Annotated in this window: 23 protein-coding genes and 1 pseudogene; 9 read left to right on the top strand and 15 right to left on the bottom strand. The window is 65.4% G+C overall.

Annotated features, from left to right (window positions below):
* The 5 genes and pseudogenes from AYJ54_RS39735 to hslV all read right to left on the bottom strand — a co-directional run.
* A pseudogene (locus AYJ54_RS39735) lies at window positions 1–236 on the bottom strand (IS110 family transposase); the annotation flags it as partial.
* A gap of 197 nt (window positions 237–433) precedes the next feature.
* Window positions 434–1,738: an ATP-dependent protease ATPase subunit HslU gene (gene hslU, locus AYJ54_RS39740; RefSeq protein ID WP_063707951.1), complete on the bottom strand. Its 1,305-nt coding sequence runs from the start codon at window positions 1,736–1,738 to the stop codon at window positions 434–436.
* A gap of 51 nt (window positions 1,739–1,789) precedes the next feature.
* Entirely contained in the window at window positions 1,790–2,407 is a 618-nt protein-coding gene (locus AYJ54_RS39745) for a DUF2585 domain-containing protein (protein ID WP_063707952.1), read from the bottom strand.
* Window positions 2,404–2,889 carry a GNAT family N-acetyltransferase gene (locus tag AYJ54_RS39750; protein WP_063707953.1) on the bottom strand — a complete coding sequence of 162 codons (486 nt, stop codon included), beginning with the start codon at window positions 2,887–2,889 and terminating at the stop codon, window positions 2,404–2,406. The genes AYJ54_RS39745 and AYJ54_RS39750 overlap by 4 nt, the downstream gene beginning before the upstream one ends.
* Window positions 2,890–2,892: 3 nt before the next feature.
* Complete coding sequence (gene hslV, locus AYJ54_RS39755; RefSeq protein ID WP_063707954.1) at window positions 2,893–3,453, bottom strand: ATP-dependent protease subunit HslV; 561 nt, start codon at window positions 3,451–3,453, stop codon at window positions 2,893–2,895.
* Between the two features lie 245 nt (window positions 3,454–3,698).
* Between hslV and hisB the strand changes: the two genes are divergently transcribed.
* The 7 genes from hisB (at window position 3,699) to coaA (ending at window position 8,438) form a co-directional block, all read left to right on the top strand.
* Window positions 3,699–4,292, top strand: coding sequence for an imidazoleglycerol-phosphate dehydratase HisB (gene hisB, locus AYJ54_RS39760; protein WP_063707955.1), 594 nt, complete (start codon window positions 3,699–3,701; stop codon window positions 4,290–4,292).
* Between the two features lie 69 nt (window positions 4,293–4,361).
* Entirely contained in the window at window positions 4,362–4,892 is a 531-nt protein-coding gene (locus AYJ54_RS39765; protein ID WP_063707956.1) for a DUF2628 domain-containing protein, read from the top strand.
* Complete coding sequence (gene hisH, locus AYJ54_RS39770) at window positions 4,889–5,539, top strand: imidazole glycerol phosphate synthase subunit HisH (protein ID WP_063707957.1); 651 nt, start codon at window positions 4,889–4,891, stop codon at window positions 5,537–5,539. The genes AYJ54_RS39765 and hisH overlap by 4 nt, the downstream gene beginning before the upstream one ends.
* Window positions 5,536–6,273: a 1-(5-phosphoribosyl)-5-[(5-phosphoribosylamino)methylideneamino]imidazole-4-carboxamide isomerase gene (gene hisA / locus AYJ54_RS39775; protein WP_063708001.1), complete on the top strand. Its 738-nt coding sequence runs from the start codon at window positions 5,536–5,538 to the stop codon at window positions 6,271–6,273. The genes hisH and hisA overlap by 4 nt, the downstream gene beginning before the upstream one ends.
* A 10-nt stretch (window positions 6,274–6,283) precedes the next feature.
* The gene (hisF, locus tag AYJ54_RS39780; protein ID WP_063707958.1) at window positions 6,284–7,060 is read left to right on the top strand and encodes an imidazole glycerol phosphate synthase subunit HisF; all 777 of its coding nucleotides are present in this window, start codon (window positions 6,284–6,286) and stop codon (window positions 7,058–7,060) included.
* 78 nt (window positions 7,061–7,138) lie between these two features.
* Entirely contained in the window at window positions 7,139–7,462 is a 324-nt protein-coding gene (locus AYJ54_RS39785; RefSeq protein ID WP_063707959.1) for a phosphoribosyl-ATP diphosphatase, read from the top strand.
* Between the two features lie 19 nt (window positions 7,463–7,481).
* Window positions 7,482–8,438, top strand: a complete 957-nt coding sequence (gene coaA, locus AYJ54_RS39790) for a type I pantothenate kinase (protein ID WP_063707960.1) — start codon at window positions 7,482–7,484, stop codon at window positions 8,436–8,438.
* 241 nt (window positions 8,439–8,679) lie between these two features.
* Here coaA and AYJ54_RS39795 read toward each other — a convergent pair whose 3' ends face one another.
* The 3 genes from AYJ54_RS39795 to AYJ54_RS39805 form a co-directional block, all read right to left on the bottom strand.
* On the bottom strand, window positions 8,680–10,908 hold the full coding sequence (locus AYJ54_RS39795; protein ID WP_063707961.1) for an ATP-binding protein: 2,229 nt from the start codon (window positions 10,906–10,908) through the stop codon (window positions 8,680–8,682).
* Between the two features lie 125 nt (window positions 10,909–11,033).
* Window positions 11,034–11,501, bottom strand: a complete 468-nt coding sequence (locus AYJ54_RS39800; RefSeq protein ID WP_063707962.1) for a hypothetical protein — start codon at window positions 11,499–11,501, stop codon at window positions 11,034–11,036.
* Between the two features lie 97 nt (window positions 11,502–11,598).
* Window positions 11,599–13,137, bottom strand: a complete 1,539-nt coding sequence (locus tag AYJ54_RS39805) for a YifB family Mg chelatase-like AAA ATPase (protein ID WP_063707963.1) — start codon at window positions 13,135–13,137, stop codon at window positions 11,599–11,601.
* A 226-nt stretch (window positions 13,138–13,363) separates the two neighbouring features.
* On the opposite strand from AYJ54_RS39805, the gene AYJ54_RS39810 reads away from it, so the two are divergent.
* Window positions 13,364–13,609 (top strand): PilZ domain-containing protein, encoded by a 246-nt coding sequence (locus tag AYJ54_RS39810; RefSeq protein ID WP_028145870.1) that lies wholly within the window; start codon window positions 13,364–13,366, stop codon window positions 13,607–13,609.
* Between the two features lie 84 nt (window positions 13,610–13,693).
* Complete coding sequence (locus tag AYJ54_RS39815; RefSeq protein ID WP_063707964.1) at window positions 13,694–14,470, top strand: tetratricopeptide repeat protein; 777 nt, start codon at window positions 13,694–13,696, stop codon at window positions 14,468–14,470.
* A gap of 18 nt (window positions 14,471–14,488) precedes the next feature.
* Here the strand turns inward: AYJ54_RS39815 and AYJ54_RS39820 are convergent, their stop codons facing one another.
* The 7 genes from AYJ54_RS39820 to rsmI form a co-directional block, all read right to left on the bottom strand.
* A complete protein-coding gene (locus AYJ54_RS39820) occupies window positions 14,489–15,778 on the bottom strand; it encodes a CpaE/TadZ family protein (RefSeq protein ID WP_063707965.1) in 1,290 nt (429 codons plus the stop codon).
* Window positions 15,775–16,509 carry a CpaD family pilus assembly protein gene (locus AYJ54_RS39825; RefSeq protein ID WP_063707966.1) on the bottom strand — a complete coding sequence of 245 codons (735 nt, stop codon included), beginning with the start codon at window positions 16,507–16,509 and terminating at the stop codon, window positions 15,775–15,777. The genes AYJ54_RS39820 and AYJ54_RS39825 overlap by 4 nt, the downstream gene beginning before the upstream one ends.
* Window positions 16,510–16,566: 57 nt before the next feature.
* A complete protein-coding gene (locus AYJ54_RS39830; RefSeq protein WP_063707967.1) occupies window positions 16,567–18,084 on the bottom strand; it encodes a type II and III secretion system protein family protein in 1,518 nt (505 codons plus the stop codon).
* 15 nt (window positions 18,085–18,099) lie between these two features.
* Window positions 18,100–18,921 (bottom strand): Flp pilus assembly protein CpaB, encoded by an 822-nt coding sequence (gene cpaB, locus AYJ54_RS39835; RefSeq protein ID WP_063707968.1) that lies wholly within the window; start codon window positions 18,919–18,921, stop codon window positions 18,100–18,102.
* A gap of 472 nt (window positions 18,922–19,393) precedes the next feature.
* Window positions 19,394–20,338 (bottom strand): glutathione synthase, encoded by a 945-nt coding sequence (gene gshB / locus AYJ54_RS39845; protein WP_063707970.1) that lies wholly within the window; start codon window positions 20,336–20,338, stop codon window positions 19,394–19,396.
* 10 nt (window positions 20,339–20,348) lie between these two features.
* Window positions 20,349–20,756, bottom strand: coding sequence for a YraN family protein (locus tag AYJ54_RS39850; protein ID WP_063707971.1), 408 nt, complete (start codon window positions 20,754–20,756; stop codon window positions 20,349–20,351).
* Complete coding sequence (gene rsmI, locus AYJ54_RS39855) at window positions 20,743–21,696, bottom strand: 16S rRNA (cytidine(1402)-2'-O)-methyltransferase (protein ID WP_063707972.1); 954 nt, start codon at window positions 21,694–21,696, stop codon at window positions 20,743–20,745. The genes AYJ54_RS39850 and rsmI overlap by 14 nt, the downstream gene beginning before the upstream one ends.
* Between the last annotated feature and the right edge of the window lie 517 nt (window positions 21,697–22,213).

Below are 22,213 nucleotides of genomic sequence, written 5' to 3' on the forward strand. Positions count from 1 at the left end.
AATTGCGGCGCGATCAGCTTGGCCGTGTGCCCCAGCTTGCCAAGCTCTCGCGCCAGGTGGTGGGCAGCCCCACAGGCCTCGATCGCCACCACCGTCGGCGGCAGCTTGGCAAAAAACGCCCGCATCGCCTTGCGGCTCAGCCGCTTGCGAAGCACGACCGATTCCGATGCATCAACCCCATGCAATTGAAAAATATACTTCGACGTATCCATCCCAATGCGGATAATCTGGCTCACGGACGGCTCCTGCGAATGAGTTTCTGACAACCTCATTCTGGCACACTGATGCCGTAGGGGGCCGTCCACACCATCAACCACAGGATTTTGTTTGAGCCAAAGGTGGGGCCGCTATCTTTACCAACAGGGAACGCCGGTGGTTGTGGGTACCGGCTTTCGCCGGGACGACGGCCGATAAATAGCGCGCTAGCCCAGAATTACAAAATAAACCGGCTCAAATCGGCGTTCTTGGCGAGGTCGCCGACATGCTTCTGCACGTAGTCCGCATCGATCCGGATGGTGTCGCCGTTGCGGTCGGGCGCGGCGAAGGAGATCTCGTCCAGCACCCGTTCCATCACCGTCTGGAGCCGCCGCGCGCCGATGTTCTCGACGGCCGAATTGACGGCCACAGCGACGTCGGCGAGCGCATCGATCGCGCTGTCGGTGAAGTCGAGCGCGACGCCCTCGGTCTGCATCAGCGCGACATATTGCTTGATCAGCGAGGCCTCGGGCTCGGTCAGGATGCGCCGCATGTCGTCGCGGGACAGCGCCTGCAATTCGACGCGGATAGGCAAGCGGCCCTGCAATTCTGGCAGCAGGTCGGACGGCTTTGCGACATGGAAGGCGCCGGAGGCGATGAACAGGATGTGGTCGGTCTTCACCGCGCCGTGCTTGGTCGAGACCGTGGTGCCCTCGATCAGCGGCAAGAGATCGCGCTGCACGCCCTCGCGTGAGACATCGCCGCCAACCCGCCCCTCGCGCGCGCAGATCTTGTCGATCTCGTCGAGGAACACGATGCCGTTATTCTCGACCGCGCTGATCGCTTCCAGCGTCAACTGGTCGTTATCCAGCAGCTTGTCGGATTCCTCGTTGACGAGGATCTCATGCGAGCCTTCCACCGTCAGCCGCCGCGTCTTGCTGCGGCCCCCGAGCTTGCCGAAGATATCGCCGATCGAGATCGCGCCCATCTGCGCGCCCGGCATTCCCGGGATCTCGAACATCGGAAAGCCGCTGCTGGACGACTGTGTCTCGATCTCGATTTCCTTGTCGTTCAATTCGCCGGCACGCAGCTTCTTGCGGAAGGATTCCCGTGTCGCGGCGCTGGAATTGGCGCCGACCAGCGCGTCGAGCACCCGCTCCTCGGCGGCGAGCTGCGCACGCGCCTGCACGTCCTTGCGCTTGCGCTCCCGCACCTGGGCGATCGCGACCTCGACGAGATCGCGCACGATCTGCTCGACGTCGCGGCCGACATAGCCGACCTCGGTGAATTTTGTGGCTTCCACCTTCAGGAACGGTGCGTTGGCGAGTTTTGCCAGCCGCCGCGCAATCTCGGTCTTGCCGACGCCGGTCGGGCCGATCATCAAAATGTTCTTCGGCAGCACCTCTTCGCGCAAGGAGCCCTCGAGCTGCTGGCGGCGCCAGCGGTTCCGGAGCGCAACGGAGACGGCGCGCTTGGCTTCGGTCTGGCCGACGATGAAACGATCGAGTTCGGAAACGATTTCGCGGGGGGAGAAGTCTGTCATGGGTTCTTAGCTAGGATCAGAAGCAGGCCGGGACAAGCCGCTTTTTTGGCATCAGATAATTGGCGGGCCCGATTGCCATTGTTTCACGGCGTCAATCGGATGGGTCAGCATCAGGATGTTCAGCGTCAGATTGTCGCGAATGTGCAGCGCCATCATGACCTCTAAGGCGAGCCCGACCAGGACGGTGGCCGAGACCGGCAGCACGCGTGCTGCGAGGAACCCGAGCACCATGAACAGCGTGTCCGAGATCGAATTGACGATGCTGTCGCCGTAATAGTCCAGCGAGATCGTGCCGGCGCGGTAGCGCTCGATGATGAACGGCGAATTCTCGACGATCTCCCAGGTGCCCTCGATCAGCATGGCGATGATCAGCCGCGCCGGCCAGGAGAGCTGCAGCAACGGCAGGCGCCAGAACAGGAGCCAGGTCAGCCCATAGAACAGGAAGCCGTGAAGGATGTGCGAAAAACTGTACCAGTCGGCGATGTGCTGGGAATTCCCCGAGCTGTTCACCACGCCGTGCCAGAGCTTGACGTAGCCGCAGGTGCAGATCGGCACCCGGCCCATCGCAAACAGGATCGAGGCTTGCAGCGCCAGTAGTAGCAGCGCGATGCCGACCCAGGTGAGCGGCGGAAACGCGGCCTCGGCCTTGTGGGTGTGGGTCAGGGTCACGGCTCGCGCACCATCAAGAGCGCGGGACCGTCAGGCGTCTCGACCATGCGGTCGCGGACGAAGCCGGCCTTCTCATAGGCGCGCACGGCACGCCGGTTGAGCGGGTCGGGATCGGTGACGACGCGCGGCAGGCCAAGCCGCAGTTGCGCGTCGACGAATTGGCGGATGAAGGCCGAGCCGTGTCCGCGCGCGATCATGTCGCTTTCGCCGATGAACTGGTCGATCCCATGCGTGCCCTCCGGATGCGGCCCGAAGCCCGTATTCCAGGCGGTCAGGCCGTAGCACTGAAGATAGCCGAAGGGCCGCATCCCGGCCAACACGATGAACTGATCCATTGCAGGCTCATTGAGGTCGCCACTCACGAGCGCGAACTGCTCGTCCGGATTACCCCACCATTCCTGTACATGCGCCGCGCCGAGCCACCGCCGGACCAGCGGCAGGTCGGCCGCGGTCATCGGGCGGAAGGTGTAGGCGAGCGCCATCCGCTAGCCGCTCGACAGGGTCTCGATGGTCAGATTGCGGTTGGTGTAGACGCAGATCTCGGCGGCGATGTCGAGCGAGCGGCGGACGATGGTCTCGGCATCCTTGTCGCTGTCGAGCAGGGCTCGCGCCGCGGCCAGCGCGTAGTTGCCGCCGGAGCCGATCGCCATCACGCCGGCCTCAGGCTCCAGCACGTCGCCGGTGCCGGTCAGGACCAGGGAGACATCCTTGTCGGCCACGATCATCATGGCCTCCAGCCGCCGCAAATAGCGGTCGGTACGCCAGTCCTTGGCGAGCTCGACTGCGGCCCGGGTCAATTGCCCCGGATATTGCTCGAGCTTGCTTTCCAAACGCTCGAACAAGGTGAAGGCGTCGGCGGTCGCGCCGGCGAAGCCGCCGATGACGTCGCCCTTGCCGAGCTTGCGGACCTTTTTGGCGTTGGACTTGATCACGGTCTGGCCGATCGAGACCTGACCGTCGCCGCCGACCACCACCTTGCCGCCCTTGCGGACCGTCAAAATCGTGGTGCCGTGCCAGACCGGCAGGCTGTTCCGGGAATCCTGCATGAAATACCTCATTGTCCGGCTTGATTTAGGGGGTCGGGGGCTGGTGCACAACGGGCCGCTCCGGCCCCAAATTTCGCTCACCATAGGCGGAAGTGTTGGCCTGCCAGGGCCATCCCGCAGTAGCGAAGGCGTCATTTGGCTGTTAAAAGACCGCCGTTTTCGGCCCGAACCAGCATAATCCGGAAAACTGGGCACCGGTTTTCCGGCAAGATCATGCCCAAATCAAAGCGAAAGCCTGCCTTCTAATGCGCACCGCGACGATCAAGCGCAAGACCAAAGAGACCGACATCGAGGTCACCGTGAACCTCGATGGCTCCGGCGTGTCCAACATCGCGACCGGCATCGGCTTTTTCGACCATATGCTCGATCTCCTCGCCCGCCATTCCCGCATCGACCTCACGGTCAAGGCGGTGGGCGACCTGCACATTGATCATCACCATACCACCGAGGACACCGGCATTGCGCTGGGGCAGGCCGTCAAGCAGGCGCTCGGCAGCATGGCCGGCATCACCCGCTATGCCGACGTCCACCTGCCCATGGACGAGACGCTGTCGCGCGTCGTCATCGACATTTCGGGCCGGCCGGTCCTGGTGTTCAGGGTCGATTTCCCCCGCGACAAGATCGGCGAGTTCGACACCGAGCTCGTGCGCGAATGGTTTCATGCCTTCGCCATGAACGCCGGCGTGACTCTCCACGTCGAGACCCTATATGGCGAGAACAGCCACCATATCGCCGAGTCCTGCTTCAAGGGTCTGGCGCGGGCGCTGCGGGCGGCGGTCGCGATCGATCCGCGGGCGGCGGGCGAGGTACCCTCGACCAAGGGCTCGCTCGGCGGCTGACATCTTCGTTCGACGGCGCCAAGGCGGTGCTGGCGGCTTCACTGAATCCTCGAGAACGGGGCATCCAAAATGCCTGTGTACACAGTTCATGCTCCCACCCCAGGCGGGGCCGACCTGCGCGCGACCGACAAGTTCGTCTTCGTGCGCGACGGCTTCCATTTCTGGGCGATGGTGTTCGGCCCGTTCTGGCTGCTCTGGAACAGGCTCTGGCTGGCGCTGATCGGCTGGCTGATCTTCGCCGCCGCGTTCTATGCCGGGCTGTCCAGTCTCGGACTCGGGCGCACCTCGATCTTCTTCGCGGACGTCATCATTGCGCTCCTGATGGGTTTTGAGGCCTCGAGCCTGCGCCGCTGGACGCTGTCGCGCGGCAACTGGCGTCAGCTCGATGTCGTCGTCGCCGACGACGAGGACACCGCCGAGCGCCGTTTCTTCGAGCGCTGGAGCCAGAAGCAGCGCGGCATCGTCAACGATCAATGGGCGGTCGATCGCGGCGGCCCGCCGCCGACCCGCAACGTGCCGGGCCAGCAATTCTCCAACCCGCCGCCGCTGCCGGCCGGCGGCATCATCGGATTGTTTCCAGAACCGGGAGGGTCAAGATGAGCGTTGCCATCATCGATTACGGTTCCGGCAATCTGCATTCCGCGGCCAAGGCGTTCGAGCGCGCCGCGCGCAGCCTGGAAAATCCGCAAAAGGTCTTCGTCACCAGCGATCCGGACCAGGCCTATGGCGCCGACCGTCTGGTGCTCCCGGGCGTTGGCGCCTTCGCCGATTGCCGGCGCGGGCTCGATGCCGTCAACGGCATGGTCGAGGCGATCACCGAAGCTGTCAGGGTCAAGGCGCGGCCGATGTTCGGCATCTGCGTCGGGATGCAGTTGTTCGCCACCCGCGGCAAGGAGCATGTCGTCACCGAAGGCTTGAACTGGATCGCCGGCGACGTCGAGAAGATCACGCCGCGCGATGAGAACCTGAAGATCCCGCACATGGGCTGGAACACGCTCGATGTGCTGCGCGAGCACCCGGTGCTGAACAAGCTGCCGCTCGGCCCGAAGGGCCAGCACGCTTATTTCGTGCACTCCTATCACCTCAATCCCGCCAATGAGGCGGACGTGCTCGCGCGCGCCGACTACGGTGGGCCGGTCACCGCGATCGTCGCGAAGGACACCGCGGTCGGCACGCAATTTCACCCCGAGAAGAGCCAGCGTTTTGGCCTCGCCCTGATCTCGAATTTCCTGAGATGGAAGCCGTGATTCTCTTTCCTGCCATCGACCTCAAGAACGGCCAGTGCGTGCGCCTCGAGCAAGGCGACATGGCGCGCGCGACCGTATTCAACCTCGATCCCGCCGCGCAGGCGCAAAGCTTCGTCACACAGGGTTTTGAGTATCTTCACGTCGTCGATCTCGACGGCGCCTTCGCCGGCAAGCCGGTGAACGCGCAGGCCGTCGAGGCGATGCTGAAGACGATCAAGATCCCGGTCCAGCTCGGCGGCGGCATTCGCGATCTCGCCACCGTCGAAGCCTGGCTCGCAAAGGGCATCACCCGTGTCATCATCGGTACCGCCGCCGTCCGCGATCCCGAACTGGTGAAGGCTGCCGCGAAAAAATTCCCCGGCCGCGTCGCGGTCGGGCTCGATGCCCGCGACGGCAAGGTCGCGGTCGAAGGCTGGGCCGAGACCTCGCAGGTGACGGCACTGGAGATCGCGCAGCGATTCGAAGATGCCGGTGTTGCTGCCATCATCTTCACCGACATCGCGCGCGACGGCCTGCTCAAGGGCTTGAACCTGGACGCGACCATCGCGCTGGCAGATGCCATCTCCATCCCCGTGATCGCCTCCGGCGGTCTTGCCTCGATCGAGGACGTCAAGGCGATGCTGACGCCGAGGGCATCGAGGCTCGCCGGCGCGATCGCCGGCCGTGCGCTTTACGACGGCAGGCTCGATCCCACTGCGGCCCTCACCCTGATCCGCAACGCGCGCGCCGCTTAGGAGACGACAGATGTTCAAGGTGCGCGTGATCCCCTGCCTCGACGTCAAGGACGGCCGGGTCGTCAAGGGCGTCAACTTCGTCGACCTGCGCGATGCCGGCGATCCCGTCGAAGCGGCGATCGCCTATGACGCGGCCGGCGCCGACGAGCTCTGTTTCCTCGACATCACCGCGACCCATGAGAACCGCGGCATCATGCTGGACGTGGTCCGGCGCACGGCGGAAGCCTGCTTCATGCCGGTCACCGTTGGCGGCGGCGTGCGGACCATCGACGACATCAGGACGCTTTTGCGCTCGGGCGCCGACAAGGTCTCGATCAACAGCGCCGCGGTCTCGCGGCGCGAGTTCGTCAAGGAAGCGGCCGAGAAATTCGGCGAGCAGTGCGTGGTGGTCGCGATCGATGCCAAGCGCGTCAAGCGTCCGGGCGGCTCCGACCGCTGGGAGATATTCACCCATGGCGGGCGCAACTCGACCGGGATCGACGCCATCGAATATGCCCAGGAAGTGGTCTCGCTCGGTGCTGGTGAAATTTTGCTCACCTCGATGGATCGCGACGGCACCAGGCAGGGGTTTGACATCCCGCTGACCCGAGCGATCGCCGACAGCATTCCCGTTCCCGTGATCGCCTCGGGCGGCGTCGGCAATCTCGACCATCTCGTCGACGGTATCCGCGACGGGCATGCCACCGCGGTCCTGGCCGCCTCGATCTTCCACTTCGGGGAATTCACCATCCGCGAAGCCAAGGAGCACATGGCCCGGCGCGGGCTAGCCATGCGCCTCGATGCCTGACGACTCCCATTCATAAAAATGCTACATCAGCGGGCAAGGACCGGCTGAACCAGCCGGAGCGCGTTTCGAGTATTTTGTATGCCGCGTTTCACGATCCACGATTTGGTTCAGACCATCGATGCCCGCGCGGCGTCCGGTGGCGAGGGCTCCTATACCCGCAAGCTCCTGGACAAGGGCGCGGAGCATTGCGCCAAGAAGTTCGGCGAGGAAGCAGTCGAAACCGTAATCGCAGCAGTCGAAAACGATCGCGCGCATCTGATCGCTGAAAGCGCCGACCTGCTCTATCACTTCCTTGTGCTGCTCAAGGCGCGCGGCGTAAAGCTGGAGGAGGTCGAGGCAGCACTGGACAAGCGGACCTCGATGTCAGGGTTGGAAGAGAAAGCATCGCGCAAGAGCGACTAGCCAAGGTGGGAACGGCGTCATGGATATCCGCGCACCCGAGCAGATCTATAATCCCTACCGCATCTTCACGCGCGAACAGTGGGCGCGATTGCGTGACGATACGCCGATGACGCTGGAGCCGGGCGAGTTCGACCGGCTACGGTCGATGCACGACCGCCTCGACCTCCAGGAGGTCGAGGACATCTACCTGCCGCTGTCGCGCCTGCTGTCGATCTATGTCGATGCCATGCAGCGCCTGTATTATTCGCAGCGCCAGTTCCTCAACATCCGCGATCGCAAGATGCCCTACATCATCGGCGTCGCCGGCTCGGTCGCGGTCGGAAAATCCACCACGGCCCGCGTGCTCCAGGCGCTGCTCGCGCGCTGGTCGCCGCGTCCAAAGGTCGACCTGATCACCACCGACGGTTTTCTGTATCCCAACGCCGTGCTCGAGCGGCAGGGCATCATGCAGAAGAAGGGTTTTCCGGAGAGCTACGATTTGCCGCTGCTGCTCGGCTTCCTCTCCGACATCAAGGCCGGCCGCCGCCGCGTGCGCGCGCCGGTCTATTCGCATTTGACCTACGACATCGTGCCGAACCAGTGGGTCGAGATCGACCAGCCCGACATTCTCATCGTCGAGGGCGTCAACGTGCTGCAGACCGGCAAGCTGCCGCGTGATGGCAAGGCGGTCCCGGTCGTCTCCGACTTCTTCGATTTCTCGGTCTATATCGACGCTGACGAGGCGGCGCTGCGGCAGTGGTACATCAAGCGCTTCCTGGCACTGCGCGACACCGCGTTCACCAATCCAAAGTCCTACTTCAACCGCTACGCGCCGTTGTCGGACGAAGAAGCCACCGCCACCGCGATCGCTATCTGGGAGCGCACCAACCTCGCCAATCTCGAGGACAACATTTTGCCCACCCGCCCCCGTGCGACGCTGATCCTTAAGAAGGGCGCCGACCACGTGGTGGAGACGGTGGCGCTCAGGCGGCTGTAGCGTAGCCTTGTAGGGTGGGCAAAGGCGCGCTCTTCGCGCGCCGTACCCACCATCCCCCGCAGTGACGAACGTGAACGGTGGGCACGCTGCGCTTTGCCCACCCTACGGCTGCGTGTATCGTGGTCGGGCTGTAACCAATTCGTCATTGCGAGCGAAGCGAAGCAATCCAGAATCTTTCCGCGGAGGGATTCTGGATTGCTTCGTCGCTTGCGCTCCTCGCAATGACGGCGGAGAGATTTTTCTACACCGCCAGATGCCGCGACGCCGCGAGCCCGGCCAGCGCCTCGTCGAGCTTCTCGCGATCGAGCGGCTTGATCAGGAACCCGTCCATGCCCGCCTCGAAACAGGCATAGCGATCCTCCACCAGCGTATTTGCCGTGAGCGCCAGGATCGGCGTATGGCGGCCGCCGGCGCTAGCCTCGTGAGCACGGATGCGCTTGCTTGCCTCGATGCCGTCGAGCTGCGGCATCTGGATGTCCATCAGCACGAGATCATAGGGCGTGCCGGCCGATGCCGCGGCGAGCCAGGATTCCAGCGCGGCCTCGCCATGGACCGCGATGACGACGCGGTGGCCGAGCTTGGTCAGCAGCGATCGCATCAGCAGCGCGTTGATCTCGTTGTCTTCCGCGACAAGGATCGAAAGCCCCTTCGCCGGCGTTGCACCGACGGTGGATTCCACAGGCGGCTCCGGCGCGAGATCGGGCGACGTCACCTCCGGCGTCAGGGCCAGGCGCGCGGCGAGCGAGGCCGCACGGAGCGGCTTCACCAGATAGCCGGTGAAGGCCGCCGCGAATTTTTCGTGGCGGGAGCTCGGTGTCAGCAGCACGAGGCGCTGCGTCGCATGGGTGCGGGCCACCTCCCCTAGGCGATCGGCGACGGTGGCCCCCAGCGCGCGATCGATCAACACCGCATGCCATGAGCGCTCCGGCAGCAGCGCTTCGGCGACGGCGGCATCGGAGACCATGCAGGTCTGGCTGCCCCAACGCTCCAGCCGCAGCGCGATCAGCGAGGCCTCGATGCCGTCGGCGATCACGAGGATCGACTTGCCGGCGAGGTCGGGGCTCGGGAATGCCGTCTGCCCAGCGCCCGCCTGCGATGGCGCGAGCGGGATCGCGACCTCGAAGGTCGAGCCCCCGCCCGGCTCGCTCTGCAGCGTGATGCGGCCGCCCATGCGCCTGACGATGCGTTCGCTGATGGCAAGGCCGAGCCCGGTGCCGCCATAGGTACGTGCGACGCGTTCGTCAGCCTGCTCGAATTCGCGGAAGATGCGCGACTGCGCCTCTGGCGCGATGCCGATGCCGGTGTCGCGCACCAGGAAACTGATCTCGTTCGGCCAGATGCCCGGCTCGACGATCAGCGCGACGCCGCCGGTCGCGGTGAACTTGATGGCGTTGCCGGCGAGGTTGAGCAGCACCTGGCGCAGCCGCGCGGCATCGCCGACGACCTCGAGCGGCAGGCGCTCGTCGACATAGGCGGCGATTTCGAGATTTTTCGCCTGCGCACGCGGCGCCAGCAGTTCGGTGATCTCCTCGATCAAGGTCGAGAGCGCAAAGGGTCGCTGCTCGAGGTCGAGCTTGCCGGCCTCGATCTTGGAATAGTCGAGCAGCTCCTCGATCAGCGCCATCAGCGCTTCGCCGGAGGTCTTCACCGCCTTGGCGTAGGTCGCCTGCTCCGGCGTCAGCGTGGTGTCGAGCAGGAGCCCTCCCATGCCGATAATGCCGTTCAGCGGCGTCCGAATCTCGTGCGAGGCCATCGCGAGGAAGCGCGACTTGGCGCGGTTGGCGGCCTCGGCCTGATCGCGCGCGTCCGACAATGCGCGTTCGGTCTCGGTGCGGTCGGTGACGTCGCGCCCCACGCTCTGCAATTCGGCCGGCTGGCCCGCATCGAGGCGCACAAAGCCTTCGCGCCAGGCGATCCAGCGCGCGCCGAGGTGCGTTGCGATCTTCTGGTCATGGATCCGCGTGCCGTTGCTTTCGCGCGCGCTGTCGCCCTGCTCCAGCACGTCGAAGTCGAAACGCGTGCCGACCAGCGCGGCGCGCGCCTGTCCGGCCAGCGCGCAATAGGCGTCGTTGGCGAAGGTGATGCGACCCTGGTGATCGCGCAGCACGATCAGGTCGCCCTGCGATTCGAACAGGTTGCGCGCGCGTTCCTCGGCTTCCTTCAGCTCCCAATTGCGGTCGATCAGCGCCTCATTGTGGGCAGCGAGCGTGCGCATCCGCTTGTTGACGAAGCGCAGCCGCATGCTCAGCGTCGCAAGCCCGAGGCAGGCGAGCGCGAACAGGCAGCTCGCGCCGATCGCGAATGCATTGGGATCGTAGCCGGAGTTCTCGGCCCGGCTGCCGGTGATGAAACCATAGGCGGCGCCGAACGTGGCCGAGAAGATCACGAACGAGCGGATCGCGAAGGCGATCCTGGGATGGCGCCGCCTGAAGCGGCGCATGCGCACCTTGATCCGGAACGTCCGACTCATCCCTACCGACCCCGACTCTTTCCGAAACCCTGTGATCGCTAGCAGCGACGATGTCCCGGCCGACCTTGCGAACAGTTTGAGATTTGCGGCCCGCCTCCAAACAGGGTTGACGAGGCGTTAACGCCTCAGAGCGAGGCGGCCTGGAGGTGGCGGTGGCTGCCGCGGGCGCCGACGATCAGCGCCGCCGCCTCGCGCTGCGAGAACGTCTTCGAGCGCACATAGAAGCGGTAGTCGGCGGGGCCGTCGGTGGAGAGATAGATCAGCGGACGGTCATTGCTCGGGCTCGCGGAAATCGCCACGAGGCGCGTCCCGGCACTGGCCTGGCAGGCGCCGGGCTCGTCGCTGGTGCCGTCGTCGACCACGGCAAAATCCGCACCGTCCGCATCATCGGTGACCTGGACCCGTACCGTGGCCTGTGCGGGATCTTCGGTGAAGGCGACCTGGATGCCGGCCGTCCAGAATACAGACGTGAGCTCGACGGAAATCTCACCGAGGGCGATGCAGGGATGCGAGACCGATCCGATCCCGCTGCGGGCGAACACCGCAGCCGCCATCAGGGGAACAACCGAGGCCAGGATCTTGAAACGCAACATGACACTCTACTCGCCGGGCCGCGCGGGACACTTGCGGGCCTTATGGTTTGCAGAGCGTAAAGGAAACTCGTTACCGCCGGGTTGATGCGCGACCCCGTCACGCCAGCTGGCGCACATCCTCTGCGAGTGCGCGGTAGGACAGCGCCTCGGCCAGATGCAGCCGGCCGATCTTGTCGGCACCGTCGAGGTCGGCGAGCGTGCGCGCCACCCGCAGCACGCGGTGGTAGCCGCGCGCCGATAGCCGCATGCTCTCGGCGGCATCGCGCAGCAGCTTCTGGCCCTGCGCATCGGGCTTCGCGATCTCCTCCAGCACGGACGCCGGTGCCTCGGCATTGGTGCGGACACTGGGCAGCCCCGCAGCCTGATAGCGCGCGAGCTGGATGTCGCGCGCGGCCGCCACGCGCGCGGCGACTTCGACTGATCCCTCCGCCGGCGGCGGCAGGATCAGATCCGCCGCGGTCACCGCCGGCACCTCGATGCGCAGATCGATCCGGTCCATCAGCGGACCCGAGATGCGCGCCTGATAGTCCGCCGTGCATCGATCGATGCGGCCGCGTTTGCAGGCATAGCCCGGCTCGAACGCATTGCCGCAGCGGCAGGGATTCATCGCCGCGACCAGCATGAAGCGCGCGGGATAAGTCACGCGGTGATTGGCGCGGGAGACAGCGACCTCGCCGTTCTCAAGTGGCTGGCGCAGCGAATCCAGCACGCGCGGATCGAATTCGGGCAGCTCGTCGAGGAACAGCACGCCCTGATGCGCCAGCGAGATCTCGCCGGGCTTCGCGCGCATGCCACCGCCGGTGAGCGCGGCCATGCTGGCGGAATGATGCGGTGAGCGGAATGGCCGCCGCGACGTCAGCGCGCCGCCCTGGATCTCGCCGGCGACGGAGGCGATCATCGAGACTTCGAGCAGTTCGCCCGGCGACAGCGGCGGCAGGATCGAGGGCAGGCGCGCCGCCAGCATCGATTTGCCGGCGCCGGGCGCGCCGATCATCAGCAGGTGATGCCCGCCCGAGGCTGCGATCTCGAGCGCCCGCTTGGCGCTCTCCTGGCCCTTGATATCGCGCAGGTCGAGCGGGGAGGCGGCAGCCTCGTGCACTTTCGGAGAGGGGCGCGACAGCACCTGGGTGCCCTTGAAATGGTTGGCGATCTGGATCAGTGAACTTGCGGCGATGATCTGGATGTCCGGGCTCGCCCAGGCCGCCTCCGAGCCGCAGGCGGCCGGGCAGATCAGCCCTTCCTCGCGCGTGTTGGCGCCGATCGCGGCCGGCAGCACGCCCGCGACGGGCGCGATCGAACCGTCGAGGCCGAGCTCGCCAAGCACCGTGAAACCCGTCAGCGCATCCGGCGGAATTGCCCCGATCGCCGCCATCAGCCCGAGCGCGACCGGCAGATCATAATGGCTGCCTTCCTTGGGCAGATCGGCCGGCGCGAGATTGACGGTGATCCGCCGCGCCGGCAGCGCCAGGCCCGAGGCGATCAGCGCCGAGCGGACCCGCTCGCGGGCCTCAGAGACCGCCTTGTCCGGCAGGCCGACGATGGCAAAAGCAGGCAAGCCCGGCGCAACCTGCACCTGCACGTCAACCGCGCGGGCCTCGATTCCCTCAAAGGCGACTGTAGAAACCCGCTGAACCATGCTCGAACCAGGCTGCCCCTCGTACAATCAAGGGTAGCAGAGCTCGAGATGCTCCGCAAGAACAATACGGGAACGATCTCGGCGGCCGGCCAAGCCCTAATCAATCGTAAACGGGGTGGAGACAGTACGCTTCGAATGCGAGCGGCTCCACTCAGCACATTCCAACGAATGTCCGCTACTCCTAAGGCTGCGGGATGGGCCGTGATCTAACAAGTGAACAATCGAAATGCTTGTAAATCGCCGGAGAAGCGAACGTCGGGTGTGCAGTCGGCTCGCCAAGATTCATTTTGGCGCGGGCTCGCTGCCGAGGGACTGCACGATCACGGATATTTCCGATGGCGGCGTGAAAGTGGTGGCGGAGTTTTTGGAAGTGCCGCCGCAATTCACCATCATCTTCGCGCCGGACTATTCCCGCCAATGCCGCCTGCGCTGGCGCATCGGCTGCGAGTTCGGCGCTGAATTCGTCGACTAGGCTGCGAGGGGCGCGCGTCCTTAACGGGAATTTAGCGTTAATCGGGAAAGCATCTCTGATCAGTCGCCGACGGTAGATCAGAGTATGTCCAAGCGTTCGCCCCTCGCCTCTTCCCCGGCGAGATTCCTCCTTCCCGCGCTTTTGGTGCTTGTCCTCGGCGGCTGCCAGACCACGAGCCTCGATGACGTGACCGGTGCGCTTGGGGGCCAGACGGAAGCCGCAAGCAAACCCGACGCGAAGCCGGACATGGACGCACTTCGCGAGCGCTATCGCGCCAAGCCGAGCGACCCCGACGTCGCGCTCGCATATGGCAAGGCGCTGCGCGAGACCGGCCAGCGGGCGCAGGCGGTCGCGGTGCTGGAGCAGGCTGTGCTCGGTCATCCCAGCAACAAGGCGCTGCTCGCCGGCTACGGCCGCGCGCTCGCCGACAATGGCAATTTCCAGCAGGCGTTCGACGTGTTGAGCCGTGCGCATACGCCGGAGGATCCCGACTGGCGCATCCTCTCGGCGCAGGGCGCGGTGCTCGACCAGCTCGGCCGCAACGAGGAGGCGCAGCAATATTATGCGACCGCGCTGAAGATCGTGCCCGACGAGCCGTCGGTGCTGTCCAATCTCGGCCTGTCCTACGTACTGCAGAACAATCTGCCCAAGGCGGAGGAAACCCTGCGCCGGGCCCATGAGCGCAGCCCCGCCGATTCCCGCGTCCGCACCAATCTCGCCTTCGTGCTGGGACTGCAGGGAAAGCAGGCCGAGGCCGAGGCCATCGTGAAAGGCGATCTGCCGCCGGCCGAAGCCGCGGCCAAGGTCACCGCGCTACGCCAGCTCCTGGCAAAGAAGCAGCAGCGGGCTGACAACAAATAGCCCGCCGTCTCGTTCGGCTTACGAGGCCTTGCGATGCGGCGCGGAGCCGTGTCGCCCCCTGCCCTTCAGCTTCTTCAGCAGCGGTCCGAGCAGCGAGCGCTTCGGCCGCTTCACCTCGCCGCGCCCGGCGAGGTGGTTCGCCATGTTCTGGAACAGCTCGGTGGTGCGGTGGCTCCTGGAGACCTCAGCTATCATCTGGCCGTTGTTGGCGGCGGTCGAGAACAGCTTCGAATCGAACGGAATCACCGCTATCGGCTGGCTTTCCATCGTCTTGGCGAACGCCTTGACCTCGATCTCCGCGCGCTTGTGCATGCCGACCTGGTTGATGCAGTAGAGCGGCGGCCGATCGTTCGGCCGCGCAGCCTTCAGCACGTTCAGCATGTTCTTGGTGTTGCGCAGGTTCGCAAGATCGGGCTCGGCCACGATCAGGATGTCGTCGGCGCTGACAAGCGCGCGTCGCGTCCAGCCCGACCATTGATGGGGAACGTCGAGCACGATGCAGGGCGTGGTCATGCGCAGCGTGTCGAAGATCGCGTCGAACGCCTCCGCGCCGAAATCATAGACGCGGTCGAGCGTCGCTGGCGCGGCGAGCAGGCTGAGATGCTCGGTGCACTTGGCGAGCAGGCGTTCCATCAGCGCGGTATCGGGCCGCTCCTGCGACAGCACCGCGTTGGCGATGCCCTGGAGCGGATCCTGATTGTAGTCGAGGCCGGCGGTACCGAAGGCGAGGTCGAGATCGATCACGACGGAGTCGAGCGCGAGGTCACGCGCGATCGTCCAGGCAACGTTGTGCGCGACGGTGGATGCGCCGACGCCGCCCTTGGCGCCGACCACCGCGATGATGCGACCAGTGATGATGGCTTCCGAAGCGGAGAACAGGCTGCAGATCGAGCGCACCACGTCGATGGTCTCGACCGGCCCGACCACATAGTCGTTGACGCCGCGGCGCACGAGCTCGCGATATGGCGCCTCGTCGTTGGGATTGCCGATCACGACCACGCGCGTGCCGGGATCGCAGACGCCGGCGAGATCGTCGAGCCCCTCGAGGATGTCGCGCGTGCCGTCGGATTCGATCACGATCACGTTCGGCGTCGGCATCGAGTCATAGACCTCGATCGCCGCGGCGAGGCCGCCGCTCTTGGCGGTGAGATGCGCCTTGGCGAGACGGCGGTCCTGTCCCGCCGCGGTCACCGCGGCGAGCGTCTGTTCGGTCTCGCAGAAAGCCTGCACCGAGATGCGAGGAACCGGCGCAATGTGTTCCTCGGGGTGCCGCGGATCGTCCGCTTCTTCGTCGTGGACGCTTGTCATTTGCCTGTGTCGCTAAGTTTGGCCTTGTCAGCCTCGGGATAGGTTGTCGTGGTCGGCGAGCCCTTGCGGTAGCGGTCGAAGGCGATGTCGCGCCGTGCGGTATAGGCCGGTGTCTCCGCCCGCGGCTGCTCGAGGTCGGCGGGGTTGTCGATCATCGCCGCGAGGTTGCGCTGGCTGGCGCAGCCGAGATTGAAATACGGCCGGTTCTCGTTGTAGTCGGGATTGAGCAGGGACGGGCCCATGTCCTCCGGCCACAATCCGCAAGGACCCGCGACGGCCGCGATCTTCGAATAGCTCAGCCGGATCGTCGGCAGCAGTCCAGGATCCTCGGGACGGTACGGATGCCGAACGATGGCGCGCGACGGGACACCGCCGGCCATCAGCACGGAACGAATCTCCTGATAGGTCGCCGCGGCGGGTCGGGCGTTCGCTGTGTCGACGGGCACGTCGACGACGACGGAGCCGGTGCCCTCGCGCACCCAGTCCCGCGCGATGCCCGTGACGTCGGCGTGCTGTGCGGCCGAGAGGCCGCCGCGGGCCTGGCCGACGAAGATCACGATCGAACGTTTGCCTTCCTGCACGGCGATCGGGTGACGCTGGCGATAGTCGGTCGGCACCGTCTGGGTGACGATCTCCTCGGTGGTGTTGCACGCGCCCAGCATGACGGAAAGCCCCGTCAGCGCGATTGCAAGGCGCAGCCTGCCACGATGATCGGCCGCTGTGTTCGTCATCGTTGTCCCCTTTTTGCCCTCGTCCCCAAGCTGTCGTCGTCGAGCCGCCCGCTCGTCTCAGTCGATGATGAAGCCGAAATCGCCCTGGTAGCCGCTGATGGGATCGACGCGGCGCGCGATGCCGTAGAGGCGGTTCATGCGGCCGAGCAGCGCCGACTGCGCATCGGAGGCCGGCGCGAACCCGTCGTCGGGCCGCGACAGCTCCTTCTGCGCGACCGCGCGCACCACGTAGGGCGTCACGATCACCATCAGTTCGGTTTCGTTGTTGACGTAGTCCTGGCTGCGGAACAGCTGGCCGAGGATCGGAACCTGGTCGACACCGGGCAGGCCGTTGATCGCCTGCTTGGTCTGCTGCTGAATCAGGCCCGCCATCGCCATCGAGCCGCCCGACGGAATCTCGAGCGTCGTCTCGGCGCGGCGGGTCTGGACCGATGGGATGGTGATGGAGCTCGATGAGGTTGAGGACAGCGCTTGCGTCACCGTGATCGCGTTCTGGTTCGACAGCTCCGACACCTCCGTCATCACCCGCAGGCTGATGCGTCCTTCGCTCAGCACGACCGGCGTGAAGTTCAGGGAGATGCCGAACTTCTTGTAGGTGATCTGGGTGGTACAGACATGGGTGGTCGGATCGCAGGAATAACCAGCGGGGATCGGGAATTCGCCGCCGGCGATGAAGGTCGCGGATTCGCCCGAGATCGCCGTCAGGCTTGGTTCGGCCAGTGTCCGCATCACGCCGGCGCTTTCCATCGCGCGCATGGTGGCGCTGACCGTGGCGACGCCCTTGGCGAGGCCGGCGACGCCGAGCCCGTTATTGCTGACCAGCGGTCCGCCGCTGACCGTGAACGGGTTGGAATTGTTGAAATTCACGACCGCGGTGCCGGCGTTCAGGGTGGCGCTGAGATCGACGCCCATCTGCTTGACGATGTCGCGGCGCACCTCGCCGACGACGACCTTGAGCATCACCTGGTCGCGGCCGCGCACGACGATGTTGTTGACGACCTTCTCCGAGCCGCCGACCAGCTTGGCGGCGACGTCGCCCGCCTGCTGGGCCTCGACCGGGCTCGATACCGAGCCGGTCAGCATCACGCTGTCGCCGACGCCTTCGATCTGCACGCCCGGCAGCGACTGCCGAAGCGCCGCACGCATGCCGTTGAGATCGCGTTTCACCGCGATGTCGTAGGAGGCCACCTGCTGGCCGTCCGCCGAGAAGAACACGACGTTGGTCTGGCCGACCTGGCCGCCGATGATATAGGCGCGCTGCGCCGAGCGGATCACCGCATTGGCGATCTTGGGATCAGCCACCAGCACGTCCTTGACCTCGCGCGGCAGGTCGATGACGACGGACTTGCCGATGCCGAGCGAGAGGGAGCGCGTCCTGGCCGGCGCGATGGTCGTAACCGGCGCCACGCCGAGATCCGGTGCCTGCATCGGCGCCTGGTCGCCGACCGGTGCGTCGGCGCCGTTGGCCCAGTTCGGGGCCGTAACCAGCCCCAGCATCAGCATTGCCCCCGTCCAGAACGCGCGCGCGCCATTCCCCCGAATGCGCATGCCCGTCCGATTGTCCCCGTAGTTCATTTCTGGGTATCCCCATCACTTCTGTGACGTTAGTTGCCGTGCCGGCACGCCGTAGCGGATCACGCTGACGCCGCCAGGACGCTTGATCGCCTGGTCCTCAAGCGAGACCTCCGATGCGTTGGCATCGACAATGCTGCGCAGTGCAAGCTGCAGCGTGCCGCCCTGGCGCGCGGCTGCGAGAACTGCGACCTGGTCGGGCCTGAGCTCGAGCGTGACGGTCTTGCCGACTACGGCGTTCTGGCCGTCCTTTTCCTTTGGCGCCTGGTCGATCGCGAGCACGCGGATGTTGGTCAGGATGACCTCGGAGAGGACGAGGTCATTGCCGCCGGTCGGGCCGTTGTTGTTGGCGCCGTCGGGATTCTTCAGGCGGCGGGTCAGGACGATGTCGACGCGGTCGTTCGGCAGAATGAAGCCGCCGGCTGCGGTCTCGGCGGAAATCTCGGTGGAGACGGCCCGCATGCCGGAGGGCAGGATCGCGGCCATGAAGCCGGAGCCATCGGCCTTCACCAGCTTCTGCTCGCGGATCGGTTCGCCCTGCATCAACGGCACGCGCGCGATCGAGCCAGCGATCTGGTTCGGCGCCTCGGGCCTGTTATCGCGGCGGATGAAGGCGCCGCTCGCGGTCGCCGCGGGCCAGGTCTGCCATTGCAGGTCCTCGGGTTTCACAGCCTGGCCGAGCTGGATGTCGGATTTGGCGACGAGAATCTCGACCGTCGGCAGCTTCTCGGCGACCGGGAGGACGGGCGCGGGCTTGTTCTCATAGCCGCTTGCCAGATACGCGGCGACGCCGCCGGCGCCCAGCGCAATGACGAGAACGACAATGCGTGCGGTATTCATACGCTTCTACTCTTACGCGGGACACTCGAACCGCACCTGGCGGGTTCCCCGTGTTCGATGAGTAGGCAGTAAAAGTATAAGGGGTGTTGCGAGCCCGAGTGTGATGGCCGGTCACGGTGCGGGTTTTGGGCGGATGGTGAATGCCGCGTTATTCGAAAAGCCGTGACTCCGTAGATTCACGCAGGCCGGCAAGCGTCTCTCCGATGTTGCAGGGAGACGTCATGGTGAATGGGTGGTTAGTGTTGTGCGAGGTCGAAGCCGCAAGTCACTGCGGCGAGACGGAAGCAGCGCACCGCATTGTCAGTGTCGTCCCGGCGAAGGCCGGGACCCATAGCCCCACGGAGTGGTTGTGGCGCGAAACTGGTAACCCCGAGTCTTCGCCAAACTTTTCCCTGTGGTTATGGGTCCCGGCTTTCGCCGGGACGACGTTCGGGAGAGATCGCGCGCTCCCCCAACACGATCATTGCTAGCGCTACTTCTTTCGCTTCTGCTCGATCACGTCCCAGATCTTCGCCGCAATGTCGGGTCCGCCGAGCCGCGCGATCGCGCGGATGCCGGTGGGCGAGGTGACGTTGATCTCGGTGAGCCGGTCGTTGATCACGTCGAGGCCGACGAACAGCAGGCCCTGCTTGCGCAGCGCCGGCCCGACCGTCTCGCAGATCTCGCGCTCGCGCGGGGTGAGGTCGGTCGCCTGCGCCGCGCCGCCGCGCACCATGTTGGAGCGGAGGTCATCGGCAGCCGGCACGCGGTTCACCGCGCCGGCGAACTCGCCATTGACCAGGATGATGCGTTTGTCGCCGTGCTTCACCTCGGGGATGAACTGCTGGATCACCCAAGGCTCCTTGAATGTCACCGAGAACATGTCGAACAGCGAGCCGAAATTCATGTCCTGCGGCATCACGCGGAACACCGCCGCACCGCCATGGCCGTGCAGCGGCTTCATCACGACGGCGCCGTACTGCTCGCGAAAGGCGTTGATCTCATCTAAGCCGCGCGAGATCAGCGTCGGCGGCATCAGCTGGGGAAAGTTCATCACGAACAGCTTTTCCGGCGCGTTGCGCACCGAGGCCGGATCGTTGACGACCAGCGTCTTCGGATGGATGCGCTCCAGAAAGTGCGTCGAGGTGATGTAGGCGAGGTCGAACGGCGGATCCTGGCGCAGCAGCACCACGTCAAAGCCGTTCAGCGCCTCGCGCCGCGGCTCGCCGAGGGTGAAGTGGTCGCCGGGCTCGTCGCGCACGGTCAGGAGCTGGACGGGAGCGACCAGTTCGTCGCCGACCAGCGACAGCTTGTCCGGCGTGTAGTAGGACAGGCCATGGCCGCGCTTCTGCGCCTCCAGCAGCAGCGCAAAGGTGGAATCCCCGCGGATGTTGATGCGGGCGATGGGGTCCATCTGGACGGCGACGTTCAGTTTCATGAGCTGCCTTTCAGGTCGAGGCGTCGAATGCCGCCAACACATGGCGCGGAAGTCGTTTCGGCGCAATCAGCATGGCGTCGAATCGCAATTCGAATTCGGCATGCTCGGGATGCGCGGCGAGCCAGCCTTGCGCGGCATCAATGATGCGCTGCTGCTGGCGTGGGGTCACGGCAAAGGCGGCGTCATCCAGCGTCGCGCGGGCCTTGACCTCGACGAAGGCGATCAGGTTGCGGCGGCGCGCCACGATATCGATCTCGCCATGCGGCGTGCGGTAACGTTTTGCGAGGATCCGGTAGCCTTTTGCCATGAGATAGGCGGCAGCGCGGCTCTCGGCGGAGATGCCGGTTTGGAAAGCGGCGACTCGCTCAGGTGAGGCGACCTTTGGTTCGGCTGGCGTGGCGCCTTCAGTCTTCGCCATCGCCACCCCGCAAGTCTTTTGCGAGCTCGAGCGCGCGCGCATAGACCTCGCGGCGCGGCCTGCCCGACAGCTCGACCGCATGCACCACAGCGTCCTTGACGCTGTGCGTAGCGAGCTGCTCGCGCAGGAGTTCGTCGAGCGCGTCCGCCGTCAGCACCTCGGCATCGGCGGCAGGCGGGCTGATCACCAGCACGAATTCGCCGCGCGTTTCCAGCGAGGCCGCCTCGCGCGCAAGCGCGTGAAGCGGCGCTCGCGTGATCTCCTCATGCAGTTTGGTCAGCTCGCGGCAGATCGCGGCTTCGCGGTCGCCCATGATCTCGGCGAGGTCGGCGAGCGTGTCCTGCACGCGATTGCCGGATTCGAACATGACCAGCGTCGCATCGATGCGGGCGAGCTCGGTGAGCCGTGTGCGCCTGGCCGCAGATTTCGCCGGCAGAAAGCCTTCGAAGAAGAAGCGGTCGGTCGGCAGGGCCGCAACCGACAGCGCCGCCAGCACCGAGGACGGGCCGGGCAGGGCGTACACCGCGTGACCGGCGGCGCAGACCTCACGCACCAGCTTGAAACCGGGATCGGAGATCAGGGGCGTGCCGGCGTCGGAGACCAGGGCGACCGAGCCGCCTTGCGCAAGCGCCTCCAGGATCTTCGGTCGCGCGGCTTCAGCATTGTGTTCGTGATAGGGCTTGAGTTGCGCTGTGATGGCGTAGCGCTCGGTCAGGCGCCGCGTGATGCGGGTGTCCTCGCAGGCGATCACATCGACGCCGGCCAGGGTCTCGAGCGCCCGCAGCGTGATGTCGCCGAGATTGCCGATGGGGGTCGCGACCAGATAGAGGCCCGGCGCGGCCTTCGCTGCGGCAAAGCGATGGGCGTCGATGGAAAAGCCGCGCGGAGCGGGGTCCGTCGCACCTTCAGGCGTATTTATTGGAGCCGGCTTTGCGCGCATAATGAGGTCAACTTAGGCATGATCCGGAGAGCTGGGAACCGGTCCTCCGAAAAAGATCGTACCGAGGCAAGGGGCGAGGAAGGACGAGAATGTGATCCATGGGGCATCACATTCGGGAGGGAATAAAGCGCTGGCGCCATATTGGCGGCTGAAACGCCGCCGTGATGCTGCGTGACGGACGGCGAACGGTTCGCCAGGACGGGGATGCGGCCGTGTTAGGCGGTCATTATCCTTTTGTTTTGGTTAACTATTTGTCGAGAGTATGCGTGAATCCGCGACTTCGGTCGCGGCAAGACTGGTTCTGACCGACCGGATACGGCCGGTCAAAAGAAGAGCTGCCATGGTGGGCCCGCGTTATCCCAGATCGTCCTCTCCGGGGCCCCGTTCGTCGGGGACGACCCGCCGAACCGCGCTTGGCCTGTTGCTCGGCGCGCCCTTGCTGTCGGCCTGTACGGGCGTGCAGCAGAGCCTCAGCCAGTTCTCCAATCCGTTCAGCAGCTCTTCGTCGCCGGCCCAG

Source organism: Bradyrhizobium centrolobii, assembly GCF_001641635.1.
Classification (GTDB): Bacteria; Pseudomonadota; Alphaproteobacteria; order Rhizobiales; family Xanthobacteraceae; genus Bradyrhizobium; species Bradyrhizobium centrolobii.